The 16,994-nt window shown below is 71.4% G+C and carries 19 protein-coding genes; 17 read left to right on the top strand and 2 right to left on the bottom strand.

Features of this window, described 5'->3' with window-relative positions:
- The first annotated feature begins 23 nt into the window (after nt 1–23).
- From ABD140_RS20530 to ABD140_RS20450, 17 genes are all read left to right on the top strand, one after another.
- Nucleotides 24–1,406, top strand: a complete 1,383-nt coding sequence (locus ABD140_RS20530) for an ATP-binding protein (RefSeq protein WP_344242511.1) — start codon at nt 24–26, stop codon at nt 1,404–1,406.
- Complete coding sequence (locus ABD140_RS20525; RefSeq protein ID WP_344242510.1) at nt 1,403–1,816, top strand: roadblock/LC7 domain-containing protein; 414 nt, start codon at nt 1,403–1,405, stop codon at nt 1,814–1,816. The genes ABD140_RS20530 and ABD140_RS20525 overlap by 4 nt, the downstream gene beginning before the upstream one ends.
- Complete coding sequence (locus tag ABD140_RS20520; RefSeq protein ID WP_344242509.1) at nt 1,813–2,163, top strand: DUF742 domain-containing protein; 351 nt, start codon at nt 1,813–1,815, stop codon at nt 2,161–2,163. Before ABD140_RS20525 ends, ABD140_RS20520 begins: the two co-directional genes overlap by 4 nt.
- Nucleotides 2,141–2,743, top strand: a complete 603-nt coding sequence (locus tag ABD140_RS20515) for a GTP-binding protein (protein WP_344242508.1) — start codon at nt 2,141–2,143, stop codon at nt 2,741–2,743. The genes ABD140_RS20520 and ABD140_RS20515 overlap by 23 nt, the downstream gene beginning before the upstream one ends.
- Nucleotides 2,740–3,921 (top strand): cytochrome P450 family protein, encoded by a 1,182-nt coding sequence (locus ABD140_RS20510; protein WP_344242507.1) that lies wholly within the window; start codon nt 2,740–2,742, stop codon nt 3,919–3,921. Before ABD140_RS20515 ends, ABD140_RS20510 begins: the two co-directional genes overlap by 4 nt.
- 19 nt (nt 3,922–3,940) lie before the next feature.
- Nucleotides 3,941–5,164 (top strand): cytochrome P450 family protein, encoded by a 1,224-nt coding sequence (locus ABD140_RS20505; protein ID WP_344242506.1) that lies wholly within the window; start codon nt 3,941–3,943, stop codon nt 5,162–5,164.
- A gap of 104 nt (nt 5,165–5,268) precedes the next feature.
- Nucleotides 5,269–6,102, top strand: coding sequence for an SAM-dependent methyltransferase (locus tag ABD140_RS20500; RefSeq protein WP_344242505.1), 834 nt, complete (start codon nt 5,269–5,271; stop codon nt 6,100–6,102).
- A gap of 117 nt (nt 6,103–6,219) precedes the next feature.
- Nucleotides 6,220–7,140: an AsnC family transcriptional regulator gene (locus ABD140_RS20495; RefSeq protein WP_344242504.1), complete on the top strand. Its 921-nt coding sequence runs from the start codon at nt 6,220–6,222 to the stop codon at nt 7,138–7,140.
- Nucleotides 7,141–7,302: 162 nt separating this feature from the next.
- Nucleotides 7,303–8,631 (top strand): S53 family peptidase, encoded by a 1,329-nt coding sequence (locus ABD140_RS20490; protein WP_344242503.1) that lies wholly within the window; start codon nt 7,303–7,305, stop codon nt 8,629–8,631.
- Nucleotides 8,628–9,269: a DUF5753 domain-containing protein gene (locus tag ABD140_RS20485; protein ID WP_344242502.1), complete on the top strand. Its 642-nt coding sequence runs from the start codon at nt 8,628–8,630 to the stop codon at nt 9,267–9,269. The genes ABD140_RS20490 and ABD140_RS20485 overlap by 4 nt, the downstream gene beginning before the upstream one ends.
- The gene (locus ABD140_RS20480; protein ID WP_344242501.1) at nt 9,266–10,159 is read left to right on the top strand and encodes an SAM-dependent methyltransferase; all 894 of its coding nucleotides are present in this window, start codon (nt 9,266–9,268) and stop codon (nt 10,157–10,159) included. The genes ABD140_RS20485 and ABD140_RS20480 overlap by 4 nt, the downstream gene beginning before the upstream one ends.
- The gene (locus tag ABD140_RS20475; protein ID WP_344242500.1) at nt 10,156–11,682 is read left to right on the top strand and encodes a Mur ligase family protein; all 1,527 of its coding nucleotides are present in this window, start codon (nt 10,156–10,158) and stop codon (nt 11,680–11,682) included. Before ABD140_RS20480 ends, ABD140_RS20475 begins: the two co-directional genes overlap by 4 nt.
- A gap of 55 nt (nt 11,683–11,737) precedes the next feature.
- On the top strand, nt 11,738–12,631 hold the full coding sequence (locus ABD140_RS20470; protein WP_344242499.1) for a S41 family peptidase: 894 nt from the start codon (nt 11,738–11,740) through the stop codon (nt 12,629–12,631).
- Nucleotides 12,632–12,655: 24 nt separating this feature from the next.
- On the top strand, nt 12,656–13,498 hold the full coding sequence (locus ABD140_RS20465) for an AsnC family transcriptional regulator (RefSeq protein WP_344242498.1): 843 nt from the start codon (nt 12,656–12,658) through the stop codon (nt 13,496–13,498).
- Entirely contained in the window at nt 13,495–13,881 is a 387-nt protein-coding gene (locus ABD140_RS20460) for a hypothetical protein (protein WP_344242497.1), read from the top strand. The genes ABD140_RS20465 and ABD140_RS20460 overlap by 4 nt, the downstream gene beginning before the upstream one ends.
- Before the next feature lie 113 nt (nt 13,882–13,994).
- Entirely contained in the window at nt 13,995–14,756 is a 762-nt protein-coding gene (locus ABD140_RS20455) for a hypothetical protein (RefSeq protein WP_344242496.1), read from the top strand.
- Between the two features lie 184 nt (nt 14,757–14,940).
- A complete protein-coding gene (locus ABD140_RS20450; protein WP_344242649.1) occupies nt 14,941–15,273 on the top strand; it encodes a transposase in 333 nt (110 codons plus the stop codon).
- A gap of 31 nt (nt 15,274–15,304) precedes the next feature.
- Here the strand turns inward: ABD140_RS20450 and ABD140_RS20445 are convergent, their stop codons facing one another.
- Entirely contained in the window at nt 15,305–15,805 is a 501-nt protein-coding gene (locus ABD140_RS20445; protein ID WP_344242495.1) for a hypothetical protein, read from the bottom strand.
- Between the two features lie 189 nt (nt 15,806–15,994).
- On the bottom strand, nt 15,995–16,777 hold the full coding sequence (locus ABD140_RS20440; RefSeq protein WP_344242494.1) for a transposase family protein: 783 nt from the start codon (nt 16,775–16,777) through the stop codon (nt 15,995–15,997).
- Nucleotides 16,778–16,994: the final 217 nt, after the last annotated feature.

The raw sequence follows: 16,994 nt of genomic DNA, 5'->3' as shown, positions 1-16,994 counted from the left end.
AACCCCCCCTTGAGAAAGCGATCATGAATCCCGTACCCCCCTCCTCCCCTCCTGCGCGGCAACGGCCCTGGCTGATGACGCTGGCCGTCAGCACGGCCGCGCTCCCGGGAGGCATCGCCGCGGTGTGCGCGCTGCATCTCCCCGGCCCGTCGACCACGCCCGCCGTCTTCGCCGCGGGCGCGGCCGCGAGTTCAGCGGTCGCGATCTGGGCCGCCGTGCGTCAGCAGCACCGCCTCTACGCCGCAACCCGTACCGCCCACGCCCACGAGCGGCGTGCCGACGAAGCCGACGAGCGGGCCCGGGACCTGCACCTGCGGCTGCAACGGCAGGCGGGAACGTTCTACGCCGCCGTCGAGGAGCTGCTGCAGGTCCGCCTCCCTGCGGCGTGGGCGGGCCGGGAGGTCCCCGCGGCGTCCTGGCCGGAGGACTCCGTGCGCGTCCTGCTGGAGGAGTTGTCCGGGCAGGCGGTGCAGGCCGGGCAAGAGCGGTGGGAGCGCGACGCCGAGTCGGTGCGGCTGGCGGTGGTGGCGGTGGCCCAGCGCGTGCAGACGGGCGCGCACCGGGTGGGGACCGCCGCCGAGCAATGGGCCGAGACCGAACCCGACCCCGAAGCACTGGCGCGGCTCATGGACATCTCCCACGCCGCGGCGCGGCTGGCGCATCACGCCCAGGGCCTGCAAGTGCTGTGCGGGAAGGGCACGGGGCAGCTGTGGCAGCAGCCGCTGGCGCTGGTGGACGTGGTGCGGGCCGCCTCGGGCCGGATCGCCGGCTACCAGCGGGTGGTGGTGACGGGGGATCCGAACCTGGCGGTCCGGGCGCAGTCGGTGGAACCGCTGATCCACCTGGTCGCCGAGCTGCTGGCCAACGCCACCCAGTTCTCCCCGCCGCCCACCCAGGTAGCGGTCCACGTCCAGGAGACCCAGCACGGAGTGGCCATCCGCGTCGATGACAGTGGGGTCGGGCTCACCGAGGCCGAGCTGGCCGCGATCCGCCCGATCGCCTCGGGCGCCCAGCAGGTGGGGCTGTGGCAGCTCGGGGAGGTCCCGCAGATCGGTCTGGCCGTCGTAGGCGTCCTCGCCCGACGGCTGGGCCTGCGGGTGAGTATGCAGACCTCCCCGTATGGCGGGCTTCAGGTGGTCGTGCTGGTCCCGGGGCAGCTGATGGCGGACCTACCCGCGCACACCACGGCGCCCGCCCCGGCCGCTACGCCCGCTGCGGAGCCCCCGGCCACCACCGGATCCGGCCTGCCGATACGCGGACGCCGCCGTAGGGCCTCCGAGGGCACGGCCGTCACCCAGGTGCCCGCGGCCCCCGTGCCTGATCCCGACCCGGCCAGGACCGGCGAGCTGTTCGCCGCCTTCGCCAGCCTCGACAACCTCGACCGACCCCAAGGAGACGCACCATGACGGGCCAGAAGGACCTCAGTTGGATGATCGGCGAGATGAGCGGCGTGCCCGGGGTGCGGCACGTGGTGGTGCTCAGCGCCGACGGTCTGCTGATCACCTGCTCCCCGAACACCGGCCGGGACGACGCCGAGCGGCTCGCCGCGTTCTGCGCGTCGCTGCACAGCATCGCCTCCTCCGTCGCCAAGGCGCACGGTGAACACCAGGACGGCCGGGCCCCCTTCGTCCGGCAGCAGATGGTCGAGTTCCAGGGCGGGTTCCTGTTCGTGCAGCTCGCCGGGGACAACTCGCGGCTGGCGGTGGTGACCGAACCCCGGATCGACCCCGCTCGGGTCGGCCAGGAGATGGCGTTGCAGGTCAGGCGGATCCGAGAGGGGCTGTCGGTCGCCGCCCGCGGGACGGCGCCAGAGTGATCGGCGACGACGGGCGGCGGCGCCGTCCGGTACCGACCTACGTGGTGACCGGCGGGCGGACCCTGCCCACCCGCAACGCCCTGTCGGTGCACACCCTGCTGATCGCGGTCCCGGAGCGGCCTCTGCCGCCGGAGGCCGGCGGTGAGCAGCGGGCGCTGGTGAGCATGTGCGCCGGGCTGCTGTCGGTCGCCGAGGCCGCCGCCCACCTGGAGCTGCCCGTCAGCGTCGTCACGGTGCTGGCCTCCGACCTGGTCGACTCCGGCCACCTGCACACCCGCGCCCACACCGCCGCCCCCAGCCGGGGACTCCTGGAGGAGGTGCTGCATGGACTCCAACAGCTCCGGTGAGCGTTACCTGCCCGACACCGTCCAGGAGTCGGTGAAGATCCTGGTGGTGGGCGGGTTCGGCGTCGGCAAGTCCACGCTCATCGGCTCGGTCAGCGAGATCGCGCCGCTGCGCACCGAGGAGGCCCTCACCCAGGCCGGCGCCGACGTGGACGACCTGAGGGGCGTGGACGACAAGTCCACCACCACCGTGGCGCTGGACTTCGGCCGCCTCACCCTCAGCGAGCACGTGGTGCTCTACCTGTTCGGCGCCCCGGGCCAGAGGAGGTTCTGGGACCAGTGGGTGTCCCTGGCCACCGGCGCGATCGGCGTGGTGCTGCTGGTCGACCCCCGCCGCATCACCGACGCCTTCGATGTCCTGGACCAGCTCGAGGAAAAGGTCGACGCGCCGCTGCTGGTGGCGGCCAACCAGTTCGACGACGCACCGGTCTACTCCGGCAGCGAGATCCGCCAGTCCCTGACCCTGCCCGACGACGTCCCGGTCATCGGCTGCGACGCCCGCAACCGCTCCTCCTGCCTGACCGTCCTGGCCTCCCTCATCCAACACGCGCACAGCGCCCACTCCCCCAAGGCCTTGAGATGACATCGCTGCTGGACCTCGCGATGGCCGCCGACCCCGCGGCCGCATACGACCGGCTACGCGCCAACCAAGGACCCGTCGCGCGGGTGGACCTGGAGCCGGGCGTGGAGGCGTGGCTGGTGATGGGGCATCGAGAACTCCTCACCGTCACCCGATCCGAGCACCTGTACTCCCGCGACGCCCGCCACTGGCGGCTGCTCCAGGACGGGACCGTTACTCCCGATTCGCCGCTGATCCCGATGATGGGCTACCGGGAGAACGTCACCGGCGCGGACGGCGCCAAGCACCGCGGACTGCGCCGCCCGATCGAGGACGCTCTGGGCGGCGTCGACCAGCGCGCCCTGCGCCTGGGCGTCGAAGCAATCTGCCGCACCCTCATCACGGGGTTCGCCTCCCGCGGGCAGGCCGACCTGGTGGGCGACTACGCCGTCATCGTGCCGATGCTCGCCCTGGCGGACCTGTGCGGCCTGGACGTCGCCCAAGGCCACCAGATGCTGGCGGCGATGCAACTGCTGGTCGGCTCGCTCGGCGAGGCCCAGGAGGGCAACCGGCGGTTCGAGCAGCTGATCGGCGCGGCGATCGACTCCCGCCGCCGCTGCCCGGCCCGCGACGTGACCACCGCACTGATCGCCCACCCCGGGCTGACGGGGCACGTCGAGGTCCTGCAGACGATCGTGGCGCTGGTCGCCGCCGGCTACCACACCCTCATCGGCTGGATCGCCCAGACGCTGCGGCTGCTGCTGGTCGACGACCGGTTCGCCAACCGGCTGCACGGCGGGCGCCTGTCCATCGGCGACGCCCTGGACACCGTGCTGTGGGAAGACCCGCCGGTCGCCCACTTCCCCGGCCGCTACGCCCTGACCGACACCGAGCTCGGCGGGCAGCGCATCCGCCGCGGCGACGCGCTCATCCTCGGCCTCGCCGCGGCCGCCACCGACCCCCGCATCAGTGCCGGGATCGAGGTCGGCAACCGCGCCCACCTGGCCTGGAGCGCGGGCCCGCACTCCTGCCCCGCCAAGACCCCGGCCCGCATCATCGCCCAAACGGCCGTGGACACCGTTCTGGAACTACTGCCGGGAGTCCGGCTGACCGTCTCCGCTGAGGACGTCCCCCTGATGCCCGCCCCGTGGGCACGCTGCCCCGCCGCCCTGCCCGTCGCCTTCCCCATGCCTGCCGCCTAACCCCCCTCTGGAGGCTGCCATGTCCGCCACCCCCACCATCACCTTGGATCCGACCGCCACCGACCACCAGGGCGAGGCGGCCCGCCTGCGCGCAGCCGGCCCTGTCGTTCGCGTGCTGCTGCCCGGCGGTGTGACCGCCTGGGCGGTCACCACCCAGAAGCTGCTGGCCGAGCTGATCACCGACCCGCGCATCACCAAGGACTGGCACCACTGGCACCAGCTCGCCGAGGGCCGCATCCCCGAAGGATGGCCGCTCATCGGGATGATCAAGGTGACCAACCTGGTGAGCGCCGACGGTCCGGAGCACCAGCGGCTGCGCAGCCCGATCCTGGGCGCCCTGTCCCCGCGCGGCGTGACGGCGCTGACGCCCCGCATCCGCCAGATCATCACCGAACTGCTGGACGAGCTGCCCGGCCGGGCCGGCGCGGACGGCGTCGTGGACCTGCACGAGCACTTCTCGGTGGCGCTGCCCCTGCAGGTGATCTGCGAGATCATGGGAGTGCCCGCCGACTGGCGGGCGCGGCTGCGCCAACTGGTCGACAACGTGCTCTCGGCCGTCTTGCCGCCCGAGGAGGTCGTGCAGACCCAGGCCGCCATCACCGGTCTCCTGGCCGAACTCATCGAGCTCAAGACCGCCCATCCCGGTGAGGACCTCACCAGCGACCTGATCGCGCTGCGCGCCGAAGACCCCGCCGCCCTGTCGGCCCGCGAGCTGATGGACACCCTGTGGGCGCTGCTGGCCGCAGGACAGGAGACCACCCTCAGCCTCCTCACCAACGCCGTCCGTCTCCTGCTCACCCACCCCGACCAGCTCGCCCTCGCCCAGAGCGGCCAGGTCGGCTGGGAGGCGGTGGTGGAAGAGGTCCTGCGTTTCGACGGGCCCGTCGCCAACTTCCCCGGCCGCTACACGCTGGAGGACATCACCCTGGCCGAGGTCCCCATCCCGGCCGGTGAAATGGTCCTGGCCCCCTACAGCGCGCTGGGGCGCTGCCCGGTCCACCACGGCCCCGACGCCGGCCGGTTCCAGCTCGACCGCCACCCCGCCACCCGGCACCTGGCGTTCGGCCACGGCCCCCACGTCTGCCCCGGCGCGCACCTGGCCCGTACTGAGGCCCGCCTCGCGCTCGAGGCGCTGTTCGGCCGCTATCCGGGCCTGCGGCTCGCGGTCGGCCAAGAGCAGCTCGTCCCGATCCCGTCCCATTTCACCAACAGCCTGACCGCGCTGCCCGTGCGCCTGGGCTGACCCGCCCGTGCCCCGCCCCCTTCCGGGCAAGGGGGCGGGGCACCCACCCCGTCAACCGCACCCGGTCGGCCCCTGCCGGGCCGCCTCATCGACTAGGAGTACCCGTGACCGGCGAAGAAGCCGCAGTCCCCGCGGGAATCGACACCACCGTCCCCAGCCCCGCACGTGTCTATGACTGCTTCCTGGGCGGCAAGGACAACTTCGCCGCCGACCGCGCGGCCGCGCAGGAGATCATCGCGGGTTTCCCCGACGCGCCGCGGGTCGCGCGGCAGAACCGGGCGTTCATGCGCCGGGCTGCTGCCGTCATGGCGGAGGAGGGCATCGGCCAGTTCATCGACCTGGGCTCGGGGCTGCCGACCGCCGACAACCTGCACCACGTCGTCCACCGCACCGCTCCGGGCAGCCGGGTCGTCTACGTCGACAACGACCCGCTGGTCCTGGCCCACGGCCGCGCCCTGCTGGCCGACGATGCCAGCACCAAAGTGGTCACCGCCGACCTGCGCGAGCCGGAGACGGTCCTGAGCGCCTGCCAGGAGGCCGGGATCGACCTGGGGCAGCCGGTCGGCCTGGCGATGATCGCCGTCCTGCACTTCGTGCCCGGTGACCTGGCCGCCCTGGTGGGCGCCTACCGGAAGCGGCTGGCCCGCGGCTCCTACCTGGCGCTGAGCCACGTCACCGCCGACGGCCTGGACCCCGAGCGGACCCGGCAGGCCACCGGCACCTACGCGCGCACCGCCTCAGGGCTGCATTTCCGCAGCCGGGAGGAGATCGAGGCGCTGTTCGAGGGCACTTGGCTGCTGGAGCCGGGCGTGGTGCCCACCTGGCAATGGCGCCCCGCAGCGCCCGCAGACATGCCCCGGATCGGCGGCGAAGACGACCAGGCGACCTCTCCGGTCATCCTCGCCGGCGTCGGCCACCTCCTGGCCCCTTCCCTGTGAAGAACTCCTGTGCGGCCGCCACCGGAGGCGCGGGGCGGCCGCACAGGTCCAGCCGCAGGCCTCCCGGAACCAGAAATGGGGGGAACCGGGAGGCCTGCTCATCTCGTGAAAGGCACCATGACCACCCCGGCAGAGCCCGACCACAGGCACACACTGGACCCCATCGACCGGCGGATCATCGGCATGCTGGTCGATGACCCTCGTATCTCCTACCAGGAGATAGCCGATCGACTCGGCATGGCCCGCGCCTCGATCCGGGCCCGCATGAAGAAGCTGCTGGACTCCCAAGCCGTGCAGATCACCGGCGGGCCCCACCCCCACCTCCACGGGCTGGGGGTCGCAGCGGAGCTGCTCATCGACACCGCCCTGTCCGCCGAGCAGGTCGCCGCCGGCCTGGGGGAGCGGCCTTGTGTGAGGACCGGATACGCCGACGGCCTGATCACGCTCTCATTGTGGACCCGTGACGACAGTGAGCTGGGTGACCTGGCCGACGCGCTGCGCGCCCACCCCGAGACCCGCAGCGTGGAGGTCTTCCGGGTCGCGAACCTCATCCAGCCGCAGCTGCGCATCCCCCGCGTCCGCGGGGAAGACCTCGCCCCGCTGGATGAAGTGGACCACACGCTGATGGACCTGATGGCGGACGACCCCCGCGCCACCTTCACCAGCTTCCGCGCTGCGACCGGCCTGTCCGCCACCACCGTCAGCGCCAGAATCCACCGGCTGCTGGAGCTCGGAGAGCTCCTCCTCACCGTGACCGGGCGCAGCGGTGCGCCCGCCGAGACCCACCGGATCGGCATCACCGTCCACGCCCCCGCCCAGGCCGTCGCCCTCAGCCTGCTGCAGCTCCCCGGCCTGGACTACCTGGCGGTGGGGCACGGCCGCTACGACATCCTCGCCCGCGTGGTCACACCCCTGGGCAGGCAGGACGCGCTTCACCGGCGGATCCGCCGGACGCCGGGCGTAGAGCAGGCGCGGTTCTGGCGGACGGCCTGCGAGTACGACCTCCCCGTCTTGCTGAACCACCACAACAAGACGTGAGTGCAGAGGGACGGCCCGGACAAAGCAGATCCTCCCTTTTCCGGCCGTCCTCTGCCCCGTCCCGCAAACGGCCTGCACGCCGCGTCGCCAGGCGCGGCGTGCAGGCGACCATCCCCCCGCCCTCCTTCGAATGAGGAAGGCGCCACCAGTACTAGGAGCATCGTGCCCCGACAGACAGGCCATCTCGCCCTGCCGACGTTGCAGCGGCCCCGGTGGAGAAGGCTGTCGGCTCTCGCCCTGCCGTGCGCGCTCGCTTTGGCCGCCGGCTGCGGAACCGCCGAGCCGGTCCGTCCTCCGGCGCCCCTGCCCTCCTACGACGAGTGCGTAGAGAAGTACAAGTCCGGGTGCTACACCCCCACCCAGGTCCTGCGCGCCTACGGACTGGACCGCCTCCACGCCCAGGGCATGGACGGGCGCGGCACCACCATCGCGATCGTCATCCCTGCCGCCAACCCCTACGTGCAAAAGAGCATGGACGACTTCAGCGACCAGTTCGATCTGCCTCGCACCCGGATCGAGGTGATCAACCGGGGAGCCCCGCCCCTGACCCCGGACGACCCGGTGGCCAACCTCGCCGCGCACGAGGCCACCACCGACCTGCAGATCGCACACGCAGCAGCCCCCAAAGCCAAGCTCCTCTACGTTCAGGTCGGCTTCGATCACCTCGCCGGTATCGGCGAGGTCATGAAGGCCATCGATTGGCTGACCCGCCAGCGCCGGGTGGACGTCATCAGCATGAGCCTGGGCGCCTCCGAGCCCTCGGTGCTCCAGCTGGCCGGCGGCCGCGCCCGCTTCGATGAGCTGCGCCAGCCGCTGATCGCGGCCAACCGGACCGGGACGACGCTCCTGGCCTCGACGGGCGACACCGGCAGCGGCGGCCATGACCTCACCGGCGATCAGCGCAGGCGTGCCGTCGCCTGGCCCGCCTCCGACCCTCTCGTCACCGCGGTCGGCGGCAGCCGTCTGCACCTGGACGCACAAGGCCAGCGGACCGGGCCCGACGAAGTCTGGGGCTCGCCGTCCCCCCTCACCACGCAGAAGGGCGCCACCGGCGCGGGCACCTCCACACTCTTCCCGAGGCCCGCCCATCAAGACCACGCCGCGGCGCTACTCGGCCAGCACCGAGGGGTTCCGGACCTGCTGGCCAACGCAGCTCCCGAATCGGCGGTGTGGATCCACACCACCCATTCCCAGGGCAAGCCCATCGTCAAGCCGGCGCGCGGCACCAGCATCGCAGCGCCCCTCGTCGCGGGGATCGTCGCCATCGCCGCCCAGCAGGCCAGTCGGCCGCTGGGAGACATCGGCCCGGCCCTGCACCGCCACGCCGACCGCCCCCAAGACGCCGGGCTGGCCGACATCACCCAAGGCTGCAACCACACGGCCACCATCCAGGGGCACTGCGCGGCCCCTGGATACGACCTCGTCTCCGGACTCGGAGCGTTGAACGACGCTGCGCAGTTCGTCCAAGCCCTCACCACGGAGGCCCCGTGACCCGCCCCCTTCCCTGGTCGGCGCTGCTGTTCGTACCGTGGACCGAGCTCCTGGCCGCAGGCGAGGCCAGCGCCCAGCGTGCCTTCGAAGCGCGAGAGGAAACGGCGCGCAGCATCCGCCTCTACACCGACCGCCTGATCCCGGGCCTGCTCCAGGTCCCCGGCTACGCCCGCACCGTCCTGGCCGAGGCGATCCGCCGCTACCCGGTACCCGGCAACGACCTCGAGGAGGCGGTGACCGCGCGCACGGCCCGCCAGGCGGTGCTCACCGACCCGGACACGACCGTCCACGCCGTGGTGCACGAGGACGCTCTCTACCAGCCGGTCGGCCAGGCGGGGGTGATGGCCGTTCAGATGCGGCACCTGACCGGCCTGGCCGCCGTGCCGCCGGTCGCTCTGAGGCTGGGCGTGCTGCCGCGCGCCACCGGCTACCACCCGGCCCTGGCCGGCGGTGGCTTCATCGTCTACGACGAAGCCGTTGAGCAGGAGACCACCGGAGGGCTGCTGACCTTGAGTGATCCGGCCGTGGTCGCCGACTGCCGCCAGCAGCATGACGTCCTCGCCGAGCGCGCGGTGTACGGCTCGGCGGCGGTTGAGCTGATCGGCCGGGCCCGCCTGCACTGGGAGCAAGCCACGTGATCGGCAACGACGAACAGCGCGCCGAAGAGGAGCTCCTTCTGGGCGAGTTGCGGCGGGAGCTGTACGGGGGAATCGACCCGTCGGTGCCCTCTGCGGCACGGGTGTGGAACTACTGGCTGGGCGGCAAGGACAACTTCCCCGCCGACCGAGCGGCCGGCGAACGGTATCGCCAGGCCTTCCCCGCAATCGTCGACCTCGCCCGCCACAGCCGTGCGGTCCTCCTCCGGGCCGTTCGCCACCTCGTCGCATACGAGGGCGTCCGTCAGTTCCTCGACCTCGGGGTCGGGATGCCCTCCCCGTCGGGCGATGACGTCCACGCCATCGCCCAGCGCATCGACCCGAGCGCGCGGGTCGTCCACGTCGACCACGACCCCTTGGTCCTGGCTCATGCCCGCGGCCTGCTCAACGGCGGCTGCGAAGGCGCCACCGCGCATTGCGAAGGCGACCTGCGCGACGCCGAGTGCATTCTGCGAACCGCTGCCCAAGCTCTGGACTTCGCCGAGCCCGTCGCGGTGCTGGCCTGCCACGTCGTGTGCCACGTCACCGATGATGAGCAGGCCCGCGATGTCGTCGCCCGGCTCACCGCCGGGCTGCCCGAGGGCAGCTTCCTCCTCCTCGTCGACGGGGTGACCTCTCTTCCCCCCGACCTCGTCCGAGCCCACGCCGACCACATCCTGCAGGTGCCTTTCGAGCCGTGGGTGCTGCGCGGTCCCGAGAGCATCGCCCGCCTGCTGGACGGCCTGGAGCTTCTGCCTCCCGGCTTGGTCGCCGGCACCGCTTGGCGGCCCGAGACGGCGGCGCTCACGCCGGCGCCCGCGGTGGAGCCGCTGACCGCTCTCTGCTGTATCCCCGCCCCGACACCACCACGCCCGACAGGAGCCGTCCGGTGAGCGAGACCCCCCAGCGGAGCGACTGGCCGGACGGGCCGCCGCGCGTCAAGGCGGACAGCATCGACCTGTCGCGTCCGCACATGATCGGCATGCAGGGCGAGCTGATGGCGCCGCTCACCCAGCTGTTGACCCTGGCCGGCTTCCAGTGCACCGGAACCGACCAGCAGATGAGCCCCGATATCGTCCAGAGGCTGCGCACCACCGTCTTGGGCATCACCGGGGGCGAGTACCGCACCTCGTGTGCGGTGTACTCCTCGGCGATCCCCGACGACCACCCCGACCTGGTCACCGCCCGCGCCACCGGCGTCCCCCTCATCCACCGCGCCCAGGCCCTGGATGTGCTCATGAACGAGCAGCGGGGGAGTTTCGAGCATGTGAAGGCCTCGATCGGGGTGAGCGGCAGCCACGGCAAGTCCTGCACCACGGCGATGATCGGCTGGATCCTGCGCACCGTCGGTGCCGGCCCGGTGGTGATGATGGGCGGCCGGTGGGCCGACACCGCGACCGGCGCCCACGCCGGCCGCGGTGAGACCTTCGTCGCCGAGATCGACGAGTCCGACCGCTCCCACCTGCTCACCCACCCCGACATCGCCGTCATCCCCGCCCTGGGCCACGAGCACCCCGAGACCTACAGCTCCGCCGCCGATGTGCACGCCACCATGCTGCGCTGGGCCTGCGGCCTGCCCCGCGATGCCACCGTGATCCTCTGCGCCGACGACGACGGCACCGCCGCCCTCGCCGTCGACCTGAAAGCCCTGCCGGGCCTTCGTGTCCTCACCTACGGGACCGCGCCCGGCGCCGACGTCCCGCTCACCGGCCTGCACCACGACCACGCCATCGCGACCGGCACCGCCCACCTGCCCGGGCACGACCCAGTGCACATCTGGGCAGCCGGTCCGGGCCTGCACCAGGTCCGCAACGCCACCGCGGCGATCATCGCCGCCGCCCTGCGCGGCATCGACCCCGCCCGCGCCGCCCAAGCGCTGGCCTCCTTCCCCGGCGTGCAGCGCCGCCTCCTGCCCGCCGGGACCGGCCGCGATGTCACCGTCGTCGACTCCTACGCCGCCCACCCCACCGAGATCACCGCCGACCTGGCCGCGGCCCGCGCCCTCACCGGAACAGGGCGCCTCCTGGTGGCCTTCCAACCCTGCGGCCTGGAACGACTCGTGACGTTCGGCCCGCAGATCGGCCGCGCCCTCGCCTGCGGAGCCGACCAGATACTCCTGCTACCCCTGCACACCCGCTACCCCGACCCCACTCCCGAGCGCGCTGAGCACGCCTGCGGCCAGCTCGCCTCCCAGCTGGCCCAAGCCACCGGCCGCCCCCTGATCCCCTCCAGCAGCAACCCCCGCCTCAACGCCGTCGCCCTGGCCGCCGCCGCCGAGCCCGGCGACGTCATCCTCACCATGGGCCGCGGCGACGTCACCGGCCTGGGCACCCACCTCCTGCAAGCCCTGCGCACCCAAGGCCTGACCCGTACCCAGCCCCGCCGGCGCCCCCGCAGAGCCCGCCGACGGCCCTGATGACCCTGGTGAACACCCCTGTCCGCTCTATGAAACCCGCCAGAGGAAGAACGTCATGACCCGCACCGATCCAGAGGACCCCGCACCCGGAATCGACCCTGGCCACTACCTGGCGGAGGTGCTGCAGATCCTGGAGCAGCGGGCCCTGGACCGCGCCCAGGTCGACTGGGCCCGGTTCCGTCAGGTCCCGGTCGCCTCCCTCGACGACGCCCACACCGTCATCACCCGGGCGGTGGAGGCGCTGGGCAACAAGCACACCTTCTTCCTGACCCCGCAGGCCGCCGAGGAAAGACGCACCCGCGGAAGCGCCCAAGAAAATCCCCTCCCCAGCGGGCGGATGCTCGAGGAGCGATTCGCCTACCTCGACCTCCCCTCCGTGGCCGGCTCCCCAGAGTTCAACCGCCACTACACCGCCGCGGGCGCCGCGCTCATCCGCGGCCTGGATGTCCACGACCCGGACGGATGGATCATCGACCTGCGCGGCAACGGCGGCGGCAACATGTACCCCATGCTCACCGTCGTGGCGCCGCTGCTGGACGACGGTCATCTCGGGTCGTTCCTCGACGCCGACGGCTCGGAGACCTCCCGCTGGGAGCTTCACGACGGCGAGATCCTGCACCAAGAATCCAGCCGCTCGCCCGTCCCCAACCCCTACACGCTGCGCCGCCCGCGCCCCCGGACCGCCCTCCTCACCGGCCCGAGCACCGCAAGCGCCGCCGAAGCCACTTTGATCTCCTTCCTCGGCCTGCCCGACGTCCGCACCTTCGGCGAGCCGACCGGCGGATACGCCACCAGCAACGAGTGCATCGACCTGCCCGACGGTGCGCGCCTGGTCCTCACCTGCTCCCGGGAAGCAGACCGCCTGGGCCGCGTCTACGACAACATCCCGATCCCTCCGGACGAGCACGGCCAGGACGCCCTCGCCCTCGCACTCGCCTGGCTGCGGTGAGCGCCCCGATCAGAAAGGGAAGAGATGAACGAGGTGCTCACCCGTCGGCTCGCGGCGGTGCTGGCAGCTGACCCGCGCTGCTCCTACCAGGAACTGGCCGAACAGGTCGGGCTCAGCCGCATCACCGTCAAAGACCGGCTCCAGCGGCTGCTGGAGAGCGGATCGGTGCGCCTCACCGGATGCCTGCACCCCGTGGCGCTCGGTCTGCCGGTGGCCGCCGAACTGGTCACCGACGCCGCGGCCGCCCGGGTGGCCGACGCACTCGCCGGCCACCCGGCCGTGCGCATCTCCACCGTCGGCGACGGCTTCACCGAAGCCGCCCTCCACGCGCGCGATGACGAGCAGCTGGCCGAACTCGCCGCCCGCGTGCGCGCCGCGGGCGCAAGCGTCCGGCTCTTCCGCGTGCTGCGCACCCTGCGCGGCGGCCTGCCCGCCTGCCCGCGGCCGGCGCGGATGGATGAGCTGGACCACCGGCTCGCCCAACTCGTCATCGCCGACCCCCGCGCCCGCCTCACCCGCCTGGCTCCCGAGCTGGGGCTGTCCGACCGGGCCGTGGGGACCCGCCTCAAGCGGCTGCTGGACACCCGCACCCTCGTCCTTCAGGTCCTGGTGCGCCCCGAGCCGCCGGTGACGGCCTTTCGGGTCGAGATCTGCTCGCGAGCCGGCTCGGCACACATCGCCCACCAGCTGAAGGATGTGGAAGGCATCACGTACCTGGCCACCGGACGCGGCTCATGCGAGGTCCTGGTCCGCCTCCGAGCCCACACCTCCTTCCAGCAACGCCACCAGCTCCGCACACTCAAAAGGCTGCTGGGCATCGGCCAGATGACCATCCGCCAGTACCCGACCGCCGGGAGCGCGCGGTGACGGCCACACTCGACGTCGACACCGTCCTAGTCGACACGATCCTGGAGGTGGGGCAGGCGGCGCTCCTGGGCGGCTGCCAAAGCGCCTCGATGCTCAAGAGCACGTGCCACGACCTGGCCGACGCCCTGCGCGACAGGCTGGCCGAGCTGCTCACCGGCACCCAGGCCCTGCCGGTACAGGCCGCTGAGATCCTCATCGTCCAAACAGCCCAACGGGTCCTGGAGCGGCACCAGTCCCCGCCCCCGTTGCGTGAGCAGATCCTGGCGGGCACCCGCGCCGGGCTGGCCGTCCTCCACGACACCGCCCCCGCCACCAGCCCCCCGCCCGCCAACCGCGGCCAGCCCCAGCACACCACCAGAGCCCAACGCCGCAAGCCGACCTGAGAGGCCACCACCGGTGAGGACAGCGACCGCGGCGACACCGCTCTCACCCCGGACACCACCGAGATCAACACCTCGGTGACGCACGCCCACGCCCGAAACGACACTGAGGATCGATGAAAACCCAAGGACTCTCCCAGAAAGAACTCCTCGACCTGGACGAGCAGTGCACCCGACAGACGCGTGAGCTGGAACAACAGCAGGAGCAGGTGCGTGCCCATCTACGCCCGCCCGGCGCTCAGCTGGCGCCGATGGTCGGCCCCGACGGAGCGGCGCAGGTCTGGAAGCCCCCGGGGGTGAGGATCCTGCACATCTACGGGCTGATGCGGCCCACCACCGCGCTGGCCGACCTGGAGACCGCCACCCGCGACCTCGCCGGGAACCTGATGGCCCCGGTGCCCCGGCAATGGCAGCACTGGACAGGGGCGCGCATCGAAGACGCCACCACAGCCGAAGCCAAAACGATCGCCACCGCCCTGGCCGCACACCTCAACGACCACCCCGCGCCGCAGGCGACCGGCGCCCGGCGGTGGGGATTCGCCGCCCAGGCGGCACTGCACCGCCACGGAATCCTGATCACACCGACGGGCGACGCCCCGCCGGTCACCACGCTGATGCAGGCAGCAGCGGCCGCGATGCGCAGCGTCGACCCCGACGCCCGGCGCACCCGCACCCCCCGGCACGCCCACTCCTCCCTGTCCTACAACACCCCCGCCGTCAGCGCACTCAGCCGCCGCGAGGTCGCCGACCTGTCCGACCGCTTCGGCATCCGTCATGTGGACATCGAACTGGAGGCCGTCGCGGTCGTGTGGGCCAAGCAGCATCCCGCCGGGCCCCAGTACACCTGGGACGTGGACACCCTCATCCCGCTCAGCTGAGCCTCCCGAACAAGCTGGGCGCAGCCGCCACGAAGCCCGCAGCGCACCGGTGCCTCCTCAGTATGCGCCGCGATGCGTTTTTCCGTTCAGGCCAGGGCGAACCGGGCCGATCCGGTCGCCCTGGCGAGCCCACCGCCCCCGAACGTGACCCCACCACCAGAGCAGCTGTGGGTGATGGCGGTGACTGTGCGCGGTTCGCAGAACTGGCCAGTTCTGCGAGGCCGCAGGTCGGCATGGCGGGGGCGGCTGGTGGCGGCTTTCGGTTCAGGAGACGACTGGGCTGGATCCGGGCAAGAAGAGCCCGGGCCGCAAACGCGGCCTGGCGGTGGATGCGCTGGGCTGCGTGATCACGGTGGCGGCGGGTGCCGCCAGCACGCACGACAACGCCATCGGGACCGAACTGCTGGACCGCATCGCCATCGGCAACCCGTCGGGGGCCACCGCGTGGGTGGACGCCGGGTTTAAGAACACGGTCGCCGTCCACTTCGAGGAGGTCGTGCATTGGAACCACCGGTAGACCGCCGTCGCGAACGGTTTACCGTCACCGATCAGCCCTCGCCACCCCAGTCGAACCGGGCCCCCGCATACCGGCGGAGTGCCATGACGAGGTCCTCTTGCGTCTCCTTGACGTCCTCCGTGAAGAAGAGCATGTAACCCTTCAGCCCGTCGCGGTCGAGCGGGCGCATCTTTCCCAGAGACTCCCCTGGCCGCGCCCACGCGATCACCGCCTCCGGATTCCCCGGCAACGTCGGATGTGGCTCCACGGTGACCCTCTGAACCTGCCCCCACCTCACCTCGATGTTCCCGGAGAGCTTCCCCGAGTACACGCCCCGCTCGTCAATGCGCACCTTCGCCGGAAACAGGCTCACCACGGTAAGAAATATCCCGCCAAACACGCCAAAGATTGTCACAAGCATCAACAATGGACCAAATGCTGCGACAAGCGTAATATCATACTCTTTCCCGACACCGATCACCGCGGCGGCGAATACCCCCACCGCCAACGTGCCCACCCCGAACCAGAACGGCCGCTTCAACCTGAAGTCCATCCAATGATCATCCACTCTGATCCGACATTCCACCCACCCCAACCCTGTCCACAAAGGGCCACACGCTCCGTGCCGGAAGAACGGAAGACCGGTGGCGGACCAGGCCGGGTCCGGGTGGCAGACCTCCAGTTCACGCAGGGCCAAAGTGCCCCAACCTCACCTCGGCATCATGCGATCAGTGAACTCATTTCATCCTCGGGCTGCTTGAGCGACCCGGTGGTTCTGCAAGACGGCGATGGCCTTGACGAGGTGACCGGCTTTGCAAGGGCTGCAGCGCAGCCTGCGCAGGACCCTCCATGACTTCAGCTGCGCGTTCGCTCGCTCCCCGGGCCCGCGGAGCTTGGCATGGGAGCGGTTCGCCTGCTTCTGACCTGCGGGTTTGCCCTTGCCCTTGTACGGGGTGAGGACGACGGCAGCCCCGGACCCCTGGTAGGCCTTGTCCGCCAGGGTGAGGATCCCCGTCTTGTCCAGCTCGCGCAGGATCCCCCACACCCGGGCAGCGGTCAGGTCGTGCGTCTTGCCGGGCATCTCACCCGAGGTCCACAGGATCGTGCCGTCGGGTCCGGCGATGACCTGGATGTTCACCCCGTGGAAGCGGTGTTTGGTGGAGTAGTACGGCCGGTCGGTCTTCACGCGGTCGGTGCGGATCAGCGTGCTGTCCAGGACCAGGTGGCCCAGCCCGTCCTTCTTCGCCCTGCGCAGCGCCTGGGTCCGCTTGGGTGAGCGGGCCGACAAGAGCATCACCACCTCTTGCACATATCGCCAGGCCATGGCCGTCGATACTCCGAAGCCTGCCGCCACCTCGGGATACGTCTCGCCCTTGCGCAGGTGGACCAGCACGAGCAGCGCTGCTCGCCCCGGGGCGAGCAGCCGCCAGGACGAGCCGATCGCCTTGCAGTGGCGGCGGACGATGGCGGCCACGTAGTTCAGCGTTGAACGCGACACATCCACGGCAGCGCGATAGAACAACATCCGAAGCTCCTGGTCGTGACGGTTCTTGGTTGTGGTGATCAACCCGTCTACCAGGGGATTCTCTACGTTCGGGCCTGAATGGCCGACCTGTCGTCACGCTGTGACCAGCACGCCCTCCTCAAGGGATGAAAAACGTTCAGTGAGCCTTTTCCAGCAGCCTTCCGAGGCTGTTGATCACAGCATGGTCACGGACGGAGCGGTCGGCCCTGGACGTGAA

Origin of the sequence: Actinocorallia libanotica, assembly GCF_039525175.1 — a bacterium.
Taxonomy (GTDB): domain Bacteria; phylum Actinomycetota; class Actinomycetes; order Streptosporangiales; family Streptosporangiaceae; genus Actinocorallia; species Actinocorallia libanotica.
This window is presented reverse-complemented; position numbering and strand designations above follow the sequence as displayed.

Excerpts from the sequence above, each read along its gene's own strand:
- ABD140_RS20510 (WP_344242507.1), top strand. The coding sequence starts at position 2,740 with ATGACATCGCTGCTGGACCTCGCGATGGCCGCCGACCCCGCGGCCGCA.
- ABD140_RS20525 (WP_344242510.1), top strand. The coding sequence starts at position 1,403 with ATGACGGGCCAGAAGGACCTCAGTTGGATGATCGGCGAGATGAGCGGC.
- ABD140_RS20515 (WP_344242508.1), top strand. The coding sequence starts at position 2,141 with ATGGACTCCAACAGCTCCGGTGAGCGTTACCTGCCCGACACCGTCCAG.
- ABD140_RS20465 (WP_344242498.1), top strand. The coding sequence starts at position 12,656 with ATGAACGAGGTGCTCACCCGTCGGCTCGCGGCGGTGCTGGCAGCTGAC.
- ABD140_RS20505 (WP_344242506.1), top strand. The coding sequence starts at position 3,941 with ATGTCCGCCACCCCCACCATCACCTTGGATCCGACCGCCACCGACCAC.
- ABD140_RS20530 (WP_344242511.1), top strand. The coding sequence starts at position 24 with ATGAATCCCGTACCCCCCTCCTCCCCTCCTGCGCGGCAACGGCCCTGG.
- ABD140_RS20470 (WP_344242499.1), top strand. The coding sequence starts at position 11,738 with ATGACCCGCACCGATCCAGAGGACCCCGCACCCGGAATCGACCCTGGC.
- ABD140_RS20445 (WP_344242495.1), bottom strand. The coding sequence starts at position 15,805 with ATGGACTTCAGGTTGAAGCGGCCGTTCTGGTTCGGGGTGGGCACGTTG.
- ABD140_RS20440 (WP_344242494.1), bottom strand. The coding sequence starts at position 16,777 with ATGTTGTTCTATCGCGCTGCCGTGGATGTGTCGCGTTCAACGCTGAAC.
- ABD140_RS20495 (WP_344242504.1), top strand. The coding sequence starts at position 6,220 with ATGACCACCCCGGCAGAGCCCGACCACAGGCACACACTGGACCCCATC.
- ABD140_RS20455 (WP_344242496.1), top strand. The coding sequence starts at position 13,995 with ATGAAAACCCAAGGACTCTCCCAGAAAGAACTCCTCGACCTGGACGAG.